General features: G+C 62.5%; 13 protein-coding genes. 7 read left to right on the plus strand and 6 right to left on the minus strand.

The features are described 5' to 3' along the window. Positions 1-47 precede the first annotated feature (47 nt). From HWQ56_RS12060 to HWQ56_RS12075, 4 genes are all read right to left on the minus strand, one after another. Entirely contained in the window at positions 48-1,538 is a 1,491-nt protein-coding gene (locus tag HWQ56_RS12060; protein WP_158154860.1) for an aldehyde dehydrogenase, read from the minus strand. After that, entirely contained in the window at positions 1,535-2,440 is a 906-nt protein-coding gene (locus HWQ56_RS12065) for a dihydrodipicolinate synthase family protein (RefSeq protein WP_158154859.1), read from the minus strand. The genes HWQ56_RS12060 and HWQ56_RS12065 overlap by 4 nt, the downstream gene beginning before the upstream one ends. 29 nt (positions 2,441-2,469) lie before the next feature. Further along, positions 2,470-3,801, minus strand: coding sequence for an MFS transporter (locus HWQ56_RS12070; protein ID WP_158154858.1), 1,332 nt, complete (start codon positions 3,799-3,801; stop codon positions 2,470-2,472). 183 nt (positions 3,802-3,984) lie between these two features. Further along, positions 3,985-5,304: an NAD(P)/FAD-dependent oxidoreductase gene (locus HWQ56_RS12075; RefSeq protein WP_176570623.1), complete on the minus strand. Its 1,320-nt coding sequence runs from the start codon at positions 5,302-5,304 to the stop codon at positions 3,985-3,987. A gap of 523 nt (positions 5,305-5,827) precedes the next feature. Between HWQ56_RS12075 and HWQ56_RS12080 the strand changes: the two genes are divergently transcribed. The 7 genes from HWQ56_RS12080 (at position 5,828) to HWQ56_RS12110 (ending at position 12,508) form a co-directional block, all read left to right on the plus strand. Beyond that, positions 5,828-6,541, plus strand: a complete 714-nt coding sequence (locus tag HWQ56_RS12080; protein WP_158154856.1) for a GntR family transcriptional regulator — start codon at positions 5,828-5,830, stop codon at positions 6,539-6,541. A 251-nt stretch (positions 6,542-6,792) separates the two neighbouring features. Further along, on the plus strand, positions 6,793-7,644 hold the full coding sequence (locus HWQ56_RS12085; RefSeq protein WP_158154855.1) for a glycine betaine ABC transporter substrate-binding protein: 852 nt from the start codon (positions 6,793-6,795) through the stop codon (positions 7,642-7,644). A gap of 77 nt (positions 7,645-7,721) precedes the next feature. Continuing rightward, positions 7,722-8,834 carry a quaternary amine ABC transporter ATP-binding protein gene (locus HWQ56_RS12090; protein ID WP_158154854.1) on the plus strand — a complete coding sequence of 371 codons (1,113 nt, stop codon included), beginning with the start codon at positions 7,722-7,724 and terminating at the stop codon, positions 8,832-8,834. Further along, positions 8,831-9,679 (plus strand): ABC transporter permease, encoded by an 849-nt coding sequence (locus HWQ56_RS12095; protein WP_158154853.1) that lies wholly within the window; start codon positions 8,831-8,833, stop codon positions 9,677-9,679. The genes HWQ56_RS12090 and HWQ56_RS12095 overlap by 4 nt, the downstream gene beginning before the upstream one ends. Further along, complete coding sequence (locus tag HWQ56_RS12100) at positions 9,676-10,527, plus strand: ABC transporter permease (RefSeq protein WP_176570624.1); 852 nt, start codon at positions 9,676-9,678, stop codon at positions 10,525-10,527. The genes HWQ56_RS12095 and HWQ56_RS12100 overlap by 4 nt, the downstream gene beginning before the upstream one ends. Positions 10,528-10,536: 9 nt before the next feature. After that, on the plus strand, positions 10,537-11,535 hold the full coding sequence (locus HWQ56_RS12105; protein WP_158154851.1) for a 4-hydroxyproline epimerase: 999 nt from the start codon (positions 10,537-10,539) through the stop codon (positions 11,533-11,535). Further along, a complete protein-coding gene (locus tag HWQ56_RS12110; RefSeq protein WP_425331941.1) occupies positions 11,516-12,508 on the plus strand; it encodes a GlxA family transcriptional regulator in 993 nt (330 codons plus the stop codon). Before HWQ56_RS12105 ends, HWQ56_RS12110 begins: the two co-directional genes overlap by 20 nt. 152 nt (positions 12,509-12,660) lie before the next feature. Here the strand turns inward: HWQ56_RS12110 and HWQ56_RS12115 are convergent, their stop codons facing one another. Continuing rightward, a complete protein-coding gene (locus tag HWQ56_RS12115) occupies positions 12,661-13,620 on the minus strand; it encodes a sugar phosphate isomerase/epimerase family protein (RefSeq protein ID WP_158154849.1) in 960 nt (319 codons plus the stop codon). After that, a complete protein-coding gene (locus HWQ56_RS12120) occupies positions 13,620-14,645 on the minus strand; it encodes a Gfo/Idh/MocA family oxidoreductase (protein ID WP_158154848.1) in 1,026 nt (341 codons plus the stop codon). The genes HWQ56_RS12115 and HWQ56_RS12120 overlap by 1 nt, the downstream gene beginning before the upstream one ends. Positions 14,646-14,957: the final 312 nt, after the last annotated feature.

A 14,957-nucleotide genomic window follows, 5' to 3' on the forward strand; every position in this document is an offset into this window, starting at 1 on the left:
GCGGTAGCGCCCGCAATGCCGTCACCAGCCGTGCGCGGTGGTCAGCGTTACGAAACGTCTATCCAGATGGTCTTGATCTCTGTGTACTGGTCGTGGGCCCACACGGACTTGTCCCGACCGCCGAAGCCCGACTCCTTGTAGCCACCAAAAGGGGTCGAGGCATCGCCTTCGCCGAAGCAATTCACCGTGACGATGCCGGCGCGAATGTCACGAGAAAGCCTGATGGCGTTGCGCAGGTTGTCGGTGTACACCGATGCCGCCAGGCCATATACCGTGTCATTGGCCAGGGCAATGGCTTGCTCCACGGTATTGAAAGTGGTGACCGACAGCACCGGCCCGAAGATCTCTTCCTGGAACAGCGCACTGTCAGCGCCCACGCCATCGACGACGGTGGGCTCGACGAAAATGCCTTGCTGGGTGTCGCCTCCGAATCGAACGTTCAACCGCTCGGCGTTGGCCCGCTCCAGATAGGCATTCACCTTGGCGAAGTGGGCCTTGCTGATCATCGAGCCAATGCGCACCTCGGGATCCAACGGGTCGCCCATTTTCCATTCACGCAGGTGCACGCCGATGCGTTCCAGCAGGGCGTCCTTGATGTCGGCGGCGACGATCAGTCGTGAAGACGCCGAGCAGTTTTCACCCATGTTCCAGAACGCGCCGTTGACCACGTGGCTGGCCACCAGGTCGAGGTCTTCCACGTCGCTCAACACCACGGCCGGGTTCTTGCCACCGCATTCGAGCACGATGCGCTTAAGGTTGGATTCGGCGGCATAGTGCAGGAACCTGCGCCCGGTGGCGGTAGAGCCGGTGAAGCTGACCATGGCCACGTCCATGTGCCGACCCAGGGGCTCGCCCACTTCCTGGCCGCCACCGGATAGCACGTTGAACACCCCGGCTGGCACACCCGCCTGGTGCGCCAGCTCGGCCACGCGCAGGGCGGTCAAGGTGGTCTCCATGGCTGGCTTGACCACGATGGAGCAACCGGCCGCCAGCGAGGGCCCGATTTTCCACGCCAGCATCAATAGCGGGAAGTTCCATGGCAGCACCAGCCCCACCACGCCAATGGCTTCACGTACTACCACGGTCAACGCATCATGGCCCACTGGGGCAGTGCTGTCGTAAATCTTGTCGATCAGTTCAGCGTGCCAGCGGATCATGTGAATGGTTTCGGGTACGTCGATCAACTCGCACTCGCGCACCGGCTTGCCGCTGTCCAGGCTTTCCATCACCGCCAGTTCCCGGGCATTTTTCTCCAGCAGGTCGGCGAAACGCTGCAGTATCTTCTTGCGCGCGGCGGGCGCCAGCTTGCTCCAGCGGCCGTCCTCGAACGCGGCCTTGGCCACTGCCACGGTGTAGTCTACATCTCGGGCGTCGCACGCTACCACGTGGGTCAGCAACTGGTCGGTGGCTGGGTTCACGGTGGCGAAGGTTTTGCCCGAGCGGGAGGCATAGGGCGCGCCATCGACAAAGGCCTGGGTCGGAAGCACGAGGGTGGCGGCCAGGGCCTGGTAGTCGCTTTTGCTCAACAAATCAGTCATTTCACACCTCCGGTCACTTGGGCGACTTCACGCTTGAGGTCGGTGATCACGTTTTTCAGGGTTTGTTTCTCTTCGCCAGTCATGCTCTGCAACGGCGCGCGCACGCCACCGGTCGTGTGCCCATTGAGCTCACAGCCGTACTTGATCGACTGCACGAACTTGCCGCTTTCCAGGAAGTCCATCAGCGGCATGAACGCCGACATGATCTTGCGGCCTTTGTCGAAGTCTTTCTCCAGCACGCAGGCCTCGTATAGCGCCACATGCTCGCGGGGAATGAAGTTGGAACCGGCGCACACCCAGCTGCGCGCGCCCCAGGCGAAGAATTCCAGTGCCTGGTCATCCCAGCCGCACGACAGGGCAATGTCGGGGTAGTTGCGCGCCAGGAAGTGCAGTTGCGCCATGTCCCCGGAGCTTTCCTTGATGGCCACGACGTTCTTGCTCGCGGCAATCGCGGCGAAGTAGGCGGCGTCCATGCTCACGCCCATGCGTGCGGGGTAGTTGTAGAGCATGATCGGCAGGTTGGCGGCGCGGTCCACGGCATGCAGGTGCGCGGCATTTTCCAGTGCCGTGGGCAGGGCATAGGGCGGCGAGCCCACCAGAATGGCGTCCGCCTTGATCTCACGGGCCGCCTGGGCAAACGCTACCGAGTCTTCGGTGCGGATGGCTCCCGTGCCGATCACCAGGGGCAGGCGGTTGCCGATCACGGCCTTGGCACGGCTACCCAGTTCAAAGCGCTCCTGTGCCGTCTGGGCGTAGTATTCACCCGTGGAGCCGCCGATAATGATGCCGTGCACCTTGGATTCGATCAGGTATTCAAGGGTATCGGTGAAGGCGGCGTGGTCGATCTCGCCTGTGGCGTTCAGCGGGGTAATGGCCGGGGTAAAGATGCCGTCGAAGTTCATGGGTTCTCTCCGTAAGGGGGGGCAGCAGGTCAATGGCTGAGCGCGGCGGCGTCGCGCAGGCTCAGGGATCTGGTTTCGGGCGCCATGGCCCAGGCGGCGGCAAGGCCAACCAGGGTCACGGCGGCGGCGACGTACATGGTGTGGCCGATGCCGACGCTCTGTAGGGAAAAAGGCACCAGGTAGGTGCCTACCGCGGCGCCGATGCGCGACAGCGACGTGCCGATACCCACGGCGACGGCGCGGATCTCGGTGGGGAACAACTCGTTGGGGTACACCAGTTGCAACACCTGGGCACCGCCAATGAACAACGCATAGGCACCGAACAGCGCCAGTACCAGCATCTCGTTGCCGTCAGGGAACAGCCCCAGCAACAGCAGGGCCAGCCCCGACCACAGGAAGCTGTGAATGAGCATGCTGCGCCGGCCCATGACGTTGATCAGTTTGCTGGCGAAGATGCAGCCGATAACGAATAGCAGGGTGATGGCGATGGAGCCGAACGCGGCCCAGTCGCCCTTGAGGTTGAGCGCCTGCAGCACCTTGGGGGCGAAGGCATACACCGCGAACACGGGAATGATCGAACAGGACCAGAACAGCGTCACGAATACCAGGCGCTTGCCATACCCGTTGAGCAGCAACCCCCAGAGCGAGCCGCTGCGGGTATCGGGCTGTTCAGGCAGGTTGGCCAGCGAGAAACCTGGGCCGTATACGCCTTTGATCACTTCGTCGGCTTCGGCGGTGCGCCCTTTGCTCAATAGCCAGCGTGGCGATTCAGGGGTACCCAGGCGCACCAGCAACAACACCAGGCCGATGGCTGCAGCGCTGGCGAGCACGTAGCGCCACGCCTGTTCGCCGCCCTGGCTCATGAGCAGGTTGCCGACGATGTAGGCGAACGCCGCGCCGGCAAACCACATGATGGTCAGCGCCGCCAGGCGTGGGCCGCGGTATCTGCGCGGTAGAAACTCCACCAGCAGTGCCGTGGCCACGGGGTACTCGATACCCACCGCCAGGCCGAGGATAAACCGGCACACAAACAACGCCGGCGCGGAAGCCACCCACAGTTGTGCCAATGAACAGACAATAAATAGCACGGGACCAATGAAATAAACGCACTTGCGACCTAACGAGTCAGTGAGAACGCCACCCAGGAAACCGCCGAAGAACACACCGATCAATGCAGAGGCGGCAATCATGCCTTGCCAGAATTCGCTCAATTGCAACGCCGCGGACATTTGCAGCATGGCAATGCCGATAATGCTCAGTACATAACCGTCGACAAAAGAGCCGCCGCCGGAGCACAGGGTAAGTTTGCGGTGAAATCCATTGAGCGGGACATCTTCAATGCAACGGGTGGAACCTTTCATTGTTATCTCCTTGTCGCGGGCGGCCGCAATGACGATTCATTCAAGTCGCGCGCGCTTTTTGCAGGAGCTGGCGTGCCAGCGAGTATTGGCAGTCGTCGAAAGTCTCGCTGGCGAGCCAGCTCCCACACGGGGCGTTGTTATTTTTGTGAGTGCTAGAGTTACAAAGTCAGGTGAAAATAGCGGTTAACTTTCCTGGCCCGCGCGGTATTGGCCCCAGGCCAGGTTCAAGTTGACCCCTGCGGACAACAGCGGCTGGGGCGGGTTGCTGTTGGGGCCAGGTGCCGCCAGCAGGAAGTCGATCAGGTCGCTGCGCTGCCCAGCCAGCCAGTCGGCCAGCAGCGTGCCGGTGACCGTGCCGCGGGTCACGCCCAGGCCGTTGCAGCACAATGCGCCATAGACATTGCGCGCCAGTTCGCCGAAATGCGCCATGTGGTTGCGCGACATGGCCAGCGAACCGCCCCAGGTGTAGTCGAAGCCTACGTCCGGCAGCATGGGGAAGCGCTTCTGGAACGAGGCGTGGTGGCGTTTGACGAAGCGCTGCAGGTACTTCTGCTGGCTGGCGCCGTCAGGGTTGAAACTGAAGCTGTTACGCATCAGCAGGCGGTTGTCCACGGTGCGGCGCAGCGTGCTGCCGAACGGGTCGGCAGGAATCACGCCCCAATATGGCTTGCCGCCCAGGCGCGCCTGTTCCTCTTCGGTCAGTGGACGGGTCAGGCTGGCGTAGGTGAACACCGGCAGCATGCGCCCTTTGAGGAAGCCGAAACTCATGGCGAAGGCATTGTTGGTGAGCACCAGTTTCTCAGCCGTGATCGTCCCCCCGGCATGCACCAGGCGGGCGGTGTCGCCGTACTCCACTTGGGTAATGACGGTGTTTTCATACAGGGTGACGTTGCTTGGCAGGCTATCGGCGAGCCCGCGTACCAGGGCGGCGGGTTGGATCAGCGCTGTACCCGGCGTGAACAGCGCCTGGCGGTAGAACGGGGTCCCGATATGACCGGGCAGTGCTTCCTGGCTGATGAGTTCGTAGGGTTGCTCCAGCTTGTCCAGGCCACGCCGATAGGCGTCCAGCACGGCGATGCCACGGTCCTCGACGGCGGCCTGGTATTTGCCGCATTCGCGCAGTTGGCAATCAATGTTGTGCTGCTTGATCAATTGCTTGAGGAGGGTTTGACCGGTCAGGTTGAGCTTGAGGCTCATCGTGGCCACGGCGATGTCGCCAATGTAGTCGTCGGCGCCGATGTCGTGGGGCAAGTCGATAGCGAAGCCGGCATTGCGCCCCGAGCTGCCAAAGCCCACTTCCTGGGCGTCGACCAGCACGATTTCGTCATCGGGGAAGTGCAGCGCCAGTTGGCGTGCCGTCGCCAGCCCGGTGAACCCTGCTCCGACCACCACCCAGCGGGCCGTGCGGGTGCCACGGTGGGCAGGTCGCGCCTGTCGGGGTGGTGCCAGGTGGAACCAGCCACAGGTGGAATCATCTGCCGGGGTATGGGTGACCTTTGCCATGTCAGCGACCTGAAGGTGATGTGTCGATTCGGGGTGGGTCATTCATCGCGCGGTCACGAGAAACGGCTATGAATACTCAATGTATACATCGTGTCGACACACTATAGGGCAGCTTTATTCGGGGTGTCTAGGGGTGGACATTCGGCTCGCTAGCGGGCTTCGAATGGCCGCATCAAGCATCGTTCGGGTGGCTGCAAATACCTCGAAAGCCTTATGCTACGGGCCTTTGCAGCATTTGGACTACGCCGCTGGGAATGCACGCCAGCGTGTGGCAGGTCGCGCAGGCTCAGCACTCCACCGTTCCCATTGCGACGTCCTACGTATCCACCAGCGACCTGCGCCGAAAAGCGCTTTTTTGGTAACTTGCTGATAACCAAGCGTTTTCAAAAAAATAAAATGAATTTTTCAGGTATTCACGGTGTATACATCGAGAATACAACCCGTTGACCGATCCCCGTCCCCGTGCGAGTCTGGCGCTCATAAGCCGGCCGCTGTCGACGGTAAACACCCTTGGAGGTCGTTTGTGAAAAGCGGCAAGAACAGTCTGTATGACGACTTGAAACGCCAGATTCTGACAATGGAATTGAGCCCCGATGAGGTGCTGGACGAAGTCGGCCTGAGCGAGCGCTATGGCCTTTCCCGCACGCCTGTCAGGGAGGTGTTTCGCCGACTGGCTGGCGAAGGTTATCTGGACATCCAGGAAAACCGCGGCGCTCGCGTAATCGCCATGAATTACCAGACGTTACGCAATTTCTTTCTGGTGGCGCCGATGATCTACGCGGCCATCGGCCGCTTGGCGGTGCACAATTTCCGGCCGCGGCAGCTGGACGACTTGAAGCAGACCCAGTATCGGTTCCGCCAGGCCACCTTGGCCAAAGATCCGCTGGGCATGGTGCTGGAGAACAATCGCTTTCACGAAATCATGGGCGAGATGGCCGGCAATCCTTACCTGGAACCCAGTCTGGGCCGCCTCTTGATTGACCATGCACGTATTGGCCATACGTTCTACCGGCCTCGCGACCCCGATATGGAGCGGCGCCTGGATACATCGGTAGAGCACCACGACGCGTTTATCGAAGCCATTGGCAAACATGACGAAAGCGCAGTGGTTGATCTGGTATTTGAACACTGGGAGTTATCCCGGGAAAACATGGAAATATTCATCGCGCCGCAAGGGCTCGAAGTCGATGGACTTGGCGATATCTCCAGAGGGGCACAGCCTGGCAAGTGGTCTTGATGAAGTAACGTGGCGGCTGGGCATGCCGTTGATCGGTATGGCCCAGGCGGGTACAGGCGGGCAGTGAACAGGCGTGTCGAACAACGTTGTTAATGTTCGGCATGCCGGCAGGCAACAACAGACAGTGTGAATGAGCCGACCGTTGGAATAAGTTTCCGGCGCGAACTCGTGCGGCTTCAGGTTGTGTGCCGGGCCGCAACATGCAAAAGAAACGTAAACCCTGTTTTTTATTGCGGATGACGAGGTCAAACATGAGAAAGATATGGAAGACGCTGTGCGCGGCTGCACTGGCGACAATGGTCATGGCACCGGTACACGCCGAGGAGAAAACCATTACCATCGGTACGATGGCCTGGGAAGACCTGCTACCTATCACGGGCATCACCCGCAAGGTACTGGAGGACTCCGGCTACACCGTCAAGGTCGTGGAATTCTCCGAATGGGGGATTGCCTACGCGGCCCTGGGCAAGGGCGACATTCAAGTGTTGGCTTCGCAGACCGACTATGCCGCCAACGATTACTGGAACAAGAACAAGACGCGCCTGGACAAACTCTCACCGGTATCCCACGGCCTGTATCAGGGCATTGCCGTTCCAAAATACGTACCCATCGACTCTATCGACCAACTCAATGACAACGTCGACAAACTGGGCGGCAAGATCATTGGTATCGAACCCGGCTCGGGCCTGATGAGCGACGCTACCAAGGCGGTGAACACCTATGGCTTGAAGTTGCAACTGGTGGAAGGCAGTACGGCGGCCATGACGGCGGCACTGAAGTCGGCGGTCGACCGCAAGGAGCCCGTCGCCGTCACGGTCTGGGAACCGTCTTGGATGGCGCAGAAATTCGACCTCAAGTTTCTCAAAGACCCCAAGGGCGTATTCCCTCCGCCGCAAGGCTACTACTGGATTGGTCACAAGGGCTTTGCCGCTCAATACCCTCACGCCCGTGAAGTCATGGCCAGCGTGTTCATCCCGGTGGCCGACATCACCGCCATCAACAGCGAAGTCAACGAGGGCAAGACCATGGACCAGGCTGTGCAGGGCTGGGTCGCCAGCCATGCTGAGCTGCTCAAACGCTGGGAAAGCGTAAAAGAACAATAACGACAGGATTTGCTCTGCCACTGCCGAACTTGGATTAATAGAGAAGCCAGCGAAAACTGGTTCGACGGGTTCCGAAAATGACAATGTCCAACGCAAGTGCAAACGACGTGCTGATTGATTGCCAATCGGTGTGGAAGATCTTTGGCCACGATGCCCCCGCGGCGATGAAAGCGGTGGTGGAGCAGGGCCTGAGCAAAACCCGGATCCTGCAAGACTACAGCTGCGTGGTCGGCGTGTCCGACGTCAGCCTGCAGGTTCGCCGCGGCGAGATCTTCTGCATCATGGGCCTGTCCGGCAGTGGTAAATCGACGCTCATCCGCTTATTGAACAAACTGATTATCCCCAGTGCAGGCACGGTGACGGTCAAGGGCCAGGACCTGTCCACTCTCAACCCCACCCAGTTACGCCAGGTGCGCGCCCGGCACATCGGCATGGTGTTCCAGAGCGTGGCACTGCTGCCCAACCGTACAGTGCTGGAGAACACCGCATTTGGCCTGGAAGTGCAGGGCGTGGGCAAGGCCGAGCGCTACCAGGTGGCCGAGCGCGCGCTGGCCAAGGTCGGGCTCAGCGACTGGGCCCATCGCTACCCCTCGCAATTGTCGGGCGGCATGCAGCAGCGCGTCGGGCTGGCCCGGGCGATCACCGCCGACCCTGAGATCATCCTGATGGATGAACCCTTCAGCGCCCTCGACCCGCTGATTCGCCGCCAATTGCAGGACGAGTTCCGGCAACTGACCAAAGAGCTGGGCAAGTCCGCTGTCTTCATCACCCACGACCTGGACGAGGCGATCCGTATCGGTGACCGCATTGCGATCATGAAGGACGGCGTGATCATCCAGGTGGGCACCGCCGAGGATATCGTTCTCAGCCCGGCGGATGACTATGTGGCCGAATTCGTCGCAGGCATTTCCCGGCTTCACCTGGTGAAAGCACACTCGGTGATGACGCCGCTGGCGGCCTACCAGGCTGCGCACCCCAACGTCGACATCGGCCGCTTGACCCGCACCACCCCGCATGCCGATATCGACCAGCTGATTCAGCTGACCATGGCCTCGGACCGCGATGCTTTGGCGGTAGTCGCGGACGGGCAGGTAGTGGGCATCATCACCCCGCGTGATCTGCTGCGCGGCGTGCAGGGTATGCCCAGCGAATTCACCGAGGCGGCCATCGCCGTGGAGACGCTGACATGAACCTGCCAGATTTCGCCCGCCCATTCGATGACACCGTTGACGCGGGCCTGCAATGGTTGTCGGATCACGGGCAGGGCCTTTTCGACTTCGCCAACGCTGCGCTCAAGGGGCTGTACGACGCGGTGGTGGGGGTCATCGCCTTGCCGCCGTTCTATGCGGTGGCCTTGCTGGTTGCCTTGTTGGGGTGGCACGCGGTAGGCCGGCGCTTCGCCGTGCTCACCTTCGTCGCGCTGGTGTGCTGTGAGCTGATCGGCCTGTGGCCGGCTACCGTCAGTACGCTGGCGCTGGTGTTGACGGCGACGGTGCTGGCCCTGCTGGTGGGAATCCCTCTAGGCGTGGCGGCCGGGCTGGCGCCGCGTTTGGACCGCGTGGTGGACCCGTGCCTGGACCTGGTGCAGACCATGCCGCCCTACATCTACTTGCTCCCGGCCATTGCGCTGCTGGGCTACGGGCCAGCCACCGCACTGCTGGCCACCTTCATCGTCGCGGTGCCGCCGGTGTTGCGCCTGACGTCGCTGGGCATCCGCATGACGCCGCGCGAATTCCTCGAACTGGGCGATGCCAGCGGCGTGACGCCCGCGCAGATGTTCTTCAAGATCCGCTTGCCGTTCGCCATGCCCAGCATCATGGCCGGCATCAACCAGAGCCTGATGATGGCTTTCGGCATGGTCGTGATCGCGGGCATCGTCGGTTCCGGGGGGTTGGGCGAAGCCATCTACGGTGCGGTCCGCACCCTGGATATCGCCACGTCGATCAACGCAGCCATTGCCATCGTCATTCTCACCTTGATCCTTGACCGTCTGGCGCAGAGTGCCGTGCGCCATCATGCGGGAGAAACCCGATGAATACCCTGGACCTGCATTTTTCTCCGGGCCGATACCTGGCGCCCGTGGTCGATTGGCTGAACCAGCATCTGCACCCGGTGTTCGTGGCCATCAGCCAGATGATCGAAGCCGTACTGGGCGCGGTGCAGGCAGTTCTGCTGGCGCCGCCACCCTTGATGCTGATCGCCATAGTGGTGGCCCTGGCGTATGTCCTGGCCCACTGGCGGATAGCGATCTTCGCGGCTGTGATGCTGTTGTTCTGCCTGTTCTCGGGGTTATGGCTGGCCTCGATGCAGACCATCGCGCTGGTCTCGGTGGCGGTGCTGATATCGGTGGCCGTGGCCTTTCCTTTGGGAGTATTGGCGGCGCGCGTAAAGCGCGTCGACGCATGGGTGAGTCCTCTGCTCAATGTCATGCAGACGGTGCCGCCCTGGGTGTATCTGATCCCGGCGGTGATGCTGTTCAGCCTTGGCCGGGTGCCGGCGATCATCGCCACCGTCGTGTACGGCATTCCGCCGATGCTGCGCCTGACCACCCTGGCGTTCAAGCAGCTACCCAAGGACCTGTTGGAGCTGGGCCAGGCGTCGGGCGCCTCGCCGCGTGACATTCTGTTCAAGATCGAATTGCCCACTGCTGCGCCGACACTGCTGGTAGGCCTGAACCAGTGCATCCTGCTATCGCTGGCCATGGTCGTGCTCGCCGGCCTGGTCGGGGCGGGCGGCCTTGGGGCCGAGGTCACCCGGGGCTTGACCCGCATGGAAATGGGCCTGGGCCTGCGCGCGGGTTTGGCGATTGTCGCGGTAGCGCTGCTGTTGGACCGGTTGTCGCGCGGCGCCCTGCAACGTCATTCACCCCGACAGCTCGCCTGAGGAGGCCCTATGCGGCACAGTTTTTTCTGCATCGATGCCCACACTTGCGGTAACCCGGTGCGGGTGGTGGCAGGCGGTGGCCCAATGCTGCCGCTGTTACCCATGGCCGAGCGCCGCGAGCTATTCGTTCGGGACCACGATTGGGTGCGTACGGCGCTGATGTTCGAGCCACGGGGGCATGAGGTGATGTCCGGCGCCATCCTCTATCCCAGCGCCCGGGAGGACTGTGATTTCGCCGCGCTGTTCATCGAGGTCAGTGGTTGCCTGCCCATGTGCGGTGCAGGCACCATCGGCCTGGCCACCGTGGTAGTGGAGGAGGGCCTTGTGACCCCACGCACGCCGGGGCTGCTGGCCATCGAGACCCCGGCCGGGCGGGTGGAGGTGGAATACGTGCTGCAAGGGCATAGCGTAACCGGCGTGCGCTTGCTCAACGTGCCCAGCTACCTGCACGCCGCAGACGTCACTGTTCAGGTGCCTGGCCTGGGACCTGTGGTGGTGGACATTGCTTATGGCGGTAACTTCTATGCGGTGGTGGAGCCCCAGGCCCACTGGACCGGGCTCGATGGCATGGTCGTCGCGGACATCGTCGGCCTCAGCCGTCGGCTACGCAGCGCCCTGGCCGAGGTGTGCAGACCCGAGCACCCCGAGGATAGCCGCATTGCCGGGGTGCACCATGTGATCTGGTGCGACCGATCCCTGCACGACGGCGCCGATGGGCGCAGCGCAGTGTTCTACGGCGACAAGGCCATCGACCGTTCCCCTGGTGGGACCGGCACCTCGGCACGCATGGCACAGCTGGTGGGCAAGGGGCGCTTGAAGTGCGGTGATCTTTATCGCCATGAAAGCCTGATCGGTACTTGTTTCGAAGGCCGGGTGGAGGGGTTGCTCAAGGTGGGGGACTTCGATGGCATCCGCCCCAGCATTGGCGGCTGGGCCAGGATCATTGGTCACAACACCCTTTTTGTCGATGACAGCGACCCTCTGGCCCATGGCTTCCTGCTGCTCTGAAGCCCCTGTTTTTCCCACCACGAGGCATCCCTTGAGTGCACCCCCTGCTCGTGTCGGCTTTGTGCTGCTGGCGCATTTTTCCCTGCCGGCCTTTACCCAGGCGCTGGACACCCTGGTGACCGCCAACCTGCTGCGCCCAGGGCTGTTCCTGACCACCACGCTGGGCCTTGCGCCCGGTGAGGTGGTCAGCGACCTGGGCCTGGTCATTCGTCCGGACGCACTACTGGATACGGCCGCGCTGGACGGGCTCAGCCTGCTGGTGATCTGCGGCGGCCATCGGACCGAACTGAAGGCGAACGCGGCCCTGGTCGATGTCATCACTGCGGCTGCCCACCGCGAGATCACCCTGGCGGGTCTATGGAACGGCGCCTGGTTCCTGGGGCGTGCGGGGGTGTTGAATGGCTATCGGTGCGTGATTCACCCGGAGCACCGGCCGGCCCTGGCGGAAATCGCCAAGGGCACGCTTGTTACCAGTGAGGCTTTCGTGCTGGACCGCGAGCGTTTGACCGCGTCCAGCCCCGGCGGGGCGTTCCAGATGATGCTGGAGTGGATCAAGGCGCTGCACGACAAGGCGCTGATCGAAGGTATTGAAGACATCCTGGCCTTTGGGGAGTCGCGCTATCGTCGCCTGAACCCGTCGAAAAACATCTCGGTGAGCCCGGCGCTGCGCGAAGTCATCGACCTGATGAGCGCCAACCTGGAAGAGCCATTGGCGTTCGCCCAGCTGGCGGCCTACGCCAAACGCTCGCGTCGGCACATCGAGCGCCTGTTCAAGGAACAATTGGGCACTACGGCGCAACGTTACTACATGGAACTGCGCATCATCGAGGCGCGACGCCTGCTGCAGCACACCGAGTTGTCGATGGTCGAAGTACTGGTGGCGTGCGGGTTCGTCTCGCCCAGCCATTTCAGCCGGTGTTACAGCGCCTACTTCGGCTACCGGCCGTCCAGGGAAACGCGATTCGTGAAGTAGCGGGTTCACGAACGCCCAGGCGGTAGCCGTCCGTCATCTAACGGCATCGGGCGCCAGCCTACGCCAAGGGGGCTGATCAGGGTGTACAAGGCCGGGGGCGTCTGACCCCCCGACCCTGCCGATGGTGTACGGGGACGGTGACCCCATGCGGCTCAGATGGCTTGCGGCGCGTAGTCGCTTGCAGCCACCGGCATCACGCCCTTGAGCAGGGCAATGGATTTCTCCAGGCCTTCCAGGCTGTTGAGGACCACATCCTCGTGCTCGACCGACAGCCAGCCATCGTAGCCTGCCATCTTCAAGCGGTAGCAGAACTGCCGCCACCAGGCTTCGCCGTGGCCGAAGCCCAAAGTGATGTAGGACCAGCTGCGGGCGGCAACGTCCATCAGCGAGCCATTTTCCAGCAATGAATCCACCGCTTGCACGGGGGCATTCAGCAGGGTGTCCTTGGCGTGTACATGGTAGATGGCCTCGCCCAGCGCCTCGGCGGCCACCAGTGGGTCGGCGCCCATCCAGAACAGGTGTGACGGGTCGAGGTTGGCCCCGATCACCGGGCCAATGGCCTCGCGCAGCTTGAGCAGCGAGCGCACGTTGTACACGCACTGGCTGCCGTGCAGTTCCAGCGCGATACGTTCCACCCCGTGTTCGCGGGCCAGGTCGGCGATCTCGGCCCAGAACGGCAGCAGGCGCTCTTGCCACTGGTAGCGCAGGATGGCCTGGGTTTCCGGCGGCCAGGACGCCACCACCCAGTTGGGCATGCGGTCACCGGCCTGGCCTTCCGGCAGCCCGGACATGGCGCACACCGTCTTGACGCCCAGCTCCCCGGCGATGCGAATGGTGTCTTTCAAGCACTGCCCCTGGGCCGGCTGCGTCGGGTGCAGCGGGTTGCCGTTGGCGTTCAAAGCGATGATTTCCAGGCCGTGGGCTTCAAAAGCCCGCTTGAACTCACGCCGGCTCGCGGCACTCTCGAGCATCTGGCCCAGGTTGAAATGGGGCGCGGTCGACCAGCCGCCGGTGTTCACTTCGATACCGGACACGCCCAGGCGCTGCGCGTGCTGCAACACTTCATGAAAGGGCAGTGCGCCCAGGCTATCGGTGACAAATCCCAGTTTCATCACAAGGCTCCTTGGCGTGGCAGATAAAGGCGTGGCGTGTCCAGGCGGTCGAGCGTGACCCGTCGGCGTTCGTGGAGCGCCAGGATACCGGCCTCGGCAACCAGGGCGGCACGGTAGCCATCCCAGGCAGTGGCGGCGTCGGCGGGGAATACGCCGGTATCGACGAACGCCACGAATGCCTGGTCTTGCAAGCGGTAGGCGTCGGCAAAACGCGGGCGCCAGTCGGCGGCGTAGCGGGTAGCGGCCTGCCGCCCGACGTTGAGCCGGGTATGCACGGGGCTGGCCAGTTGCACCGAGCCGAGTTCGCCCACCAGTTCCCCGCGCACGTCGTAGCCGTAGTGAGCGTTGTTGTTGACCTCGATATTGACCAGTTGGCCGTCGTGGGTTTCCAGCACCATGAACACCGGTGCACCCACGCCGGCGGTGGACAGGCGCCCCGGCTGGAACACCGAGATAGCGCTGTATTCGGTGTCCAGCACATGGCGCACCACATCGAACTCGTGGGGGGCGGAATTACTGATGGCCATCTGGCCGGTGAAGTTAGCCGGCGCTTCGACGTTGCGGTGGAAGTTGTGCATCATCACCGCGCGGCCAATGACGCCCTCTTTCAGCGCACTTTTCATTTCCCGGTACGCCGGGTCGAACCGGCGCATGAAGCCCAACTGCACGAAGGGGCGGCCTTGGGCGAGTTCCTTGTCGATGACGGCCAGGCACTCGTCTGGCCGCTGGGACAATGGCTTTTCACACAACGCCGGCTTGCCTGCGTCGATGGCGGCCAGGCTGAGCGTGGCGTGGGTGTCGTCGGGGCTGGCGATGATGACCGCGTCCACATCGGCCCGTGACAGGGTAGCGATCGGGTCGCTGGCCACGTCGCGCGCGCCGTAGCGCTCGGCAATCTCCCGCGCCCGGGCCGGAGCGGCGTCGCAGACGACTTGCAGCACCGCACCGGGCAATTGCTCGGCCACGATGCGGGCGTGGTCGGCACCCATGATGCCGGCGCCGATGACGGCGATGCGTATGCTCATGGCTGGCTACCTGTGTGTCGATAGGGGCGTGGCAACGCGCCGTTGCACGCGTCTGTGAGGGAGCAAGGGAGTAGGGCAGGCGGGCGCGGCGGGGTGCCTGCGACCGCGACGAGGCTCGGGGAAGCGTTCATCATGGAGGGGCCTGACGAAGTGTTGTGGTTGTTGTAGGGCTGATTATCAGCAGCCCGATGGCAACCTTCAACGACCACCAAGGACCGTTTCTGATGTGATTCAAATCAAATGGCAAACCTGCTTGCAGGCCATGTCATTTGCCCATAAGGTCCTGTTGATGGGAAGCCCATCAAATGGAAC

The organism is Pseudomonas eucalypticola (assembly GCF_013374995.1).
GTDB lineage: Bacteria > Pseudomonadota > Gammaproteobacteria > Pseudomonadales > Pseudomonadaceae > Aquipseudomonas > Aquipseudomonas eucalypticola.

Coding starts and splice junctions, on each gene's coding strand:
- HWQ56_RS12060 (WP_158154860.1), bottom strand. CDS start 1,538: ATGACTGATTTGTTGAGCAAAAGCGACTACCAGGCCCTGGCCGCCACC.
- HWQ56_RS12115 (WP_158154849.1), bottom strand. CDS start 13,620: ATGAAACTGGGATTTGTCACCGATAGCCTGGGCGCACTGCCCTTTCAT.
- HWQ56_RS12100 (WP_176570624.1), top strand. CDS start 9,676: ATGAATACCCTGGACCTGCATTTTTCTCCGGGCCGATACCTGGCGCCC.
- HWQ56_RS12090 (WP_158154854.1), top strand. CDS start 7,722: ATGACAATGTCCAACGCAAGTGCAAACGACGTGCTGATTGATTGCCAA.
- HWQ56_RS12120 (WP_158154848.1), bottom strand. CDS start 14,645: ATGAGCATACGCATCGCCGTCATCGGCGCCGGCATCATGGGTGCCGAC.
- HWQ56_RS12105 (WP_158154851.1), top strand. CDS start 10,537: ATGCGGCACAGTTTTTTCTGCATCGATGCCCACACTTGCGGTAACCCG.
- HWQ56_RS12070 (WP_158154858.1), bottom strand. CDS start 3,801: ATGAAAGGTTCCACCCGTTGCATTGAAGATGTCCCGCTCAATGGATTT.
- HWQ56_RS12085 (WP_158154855.1), top strand. CDS start 6,793: ATGAGAAAGATATGGAAGACGCTGTGCGCGGCTGCACTGGCGACAATG.
- HWQ56_RS12065 (WP_158154859.1), bottom strand. CDS start 2,440: ATGAACTTCGACGGCATCTTTACCCCGGCCATTACCCCGCTGAACGCC.
- HWQ56_RS12110 (WP_425331941.1), top strand. CDS start 11,516: ATGGCTTCCTGCTGCTCTGAAGCCCCTGTTTTTCCCACCACGAGGCAT.
- HWQ56_RS12075 (WP_176570623.1), bottom strand. CDS start 5,304: ATGGCAAAGGTCACCCATACCCCGGCAGATGATTCCACCTGTGGCTGG.
- HWQ56_RS12095 (WP_158154853.1), top strand. CDS start 8,831: ATGAACCTGCCAGATTTCGCCCGCCCATTCGATGACACCGTTGACGCG.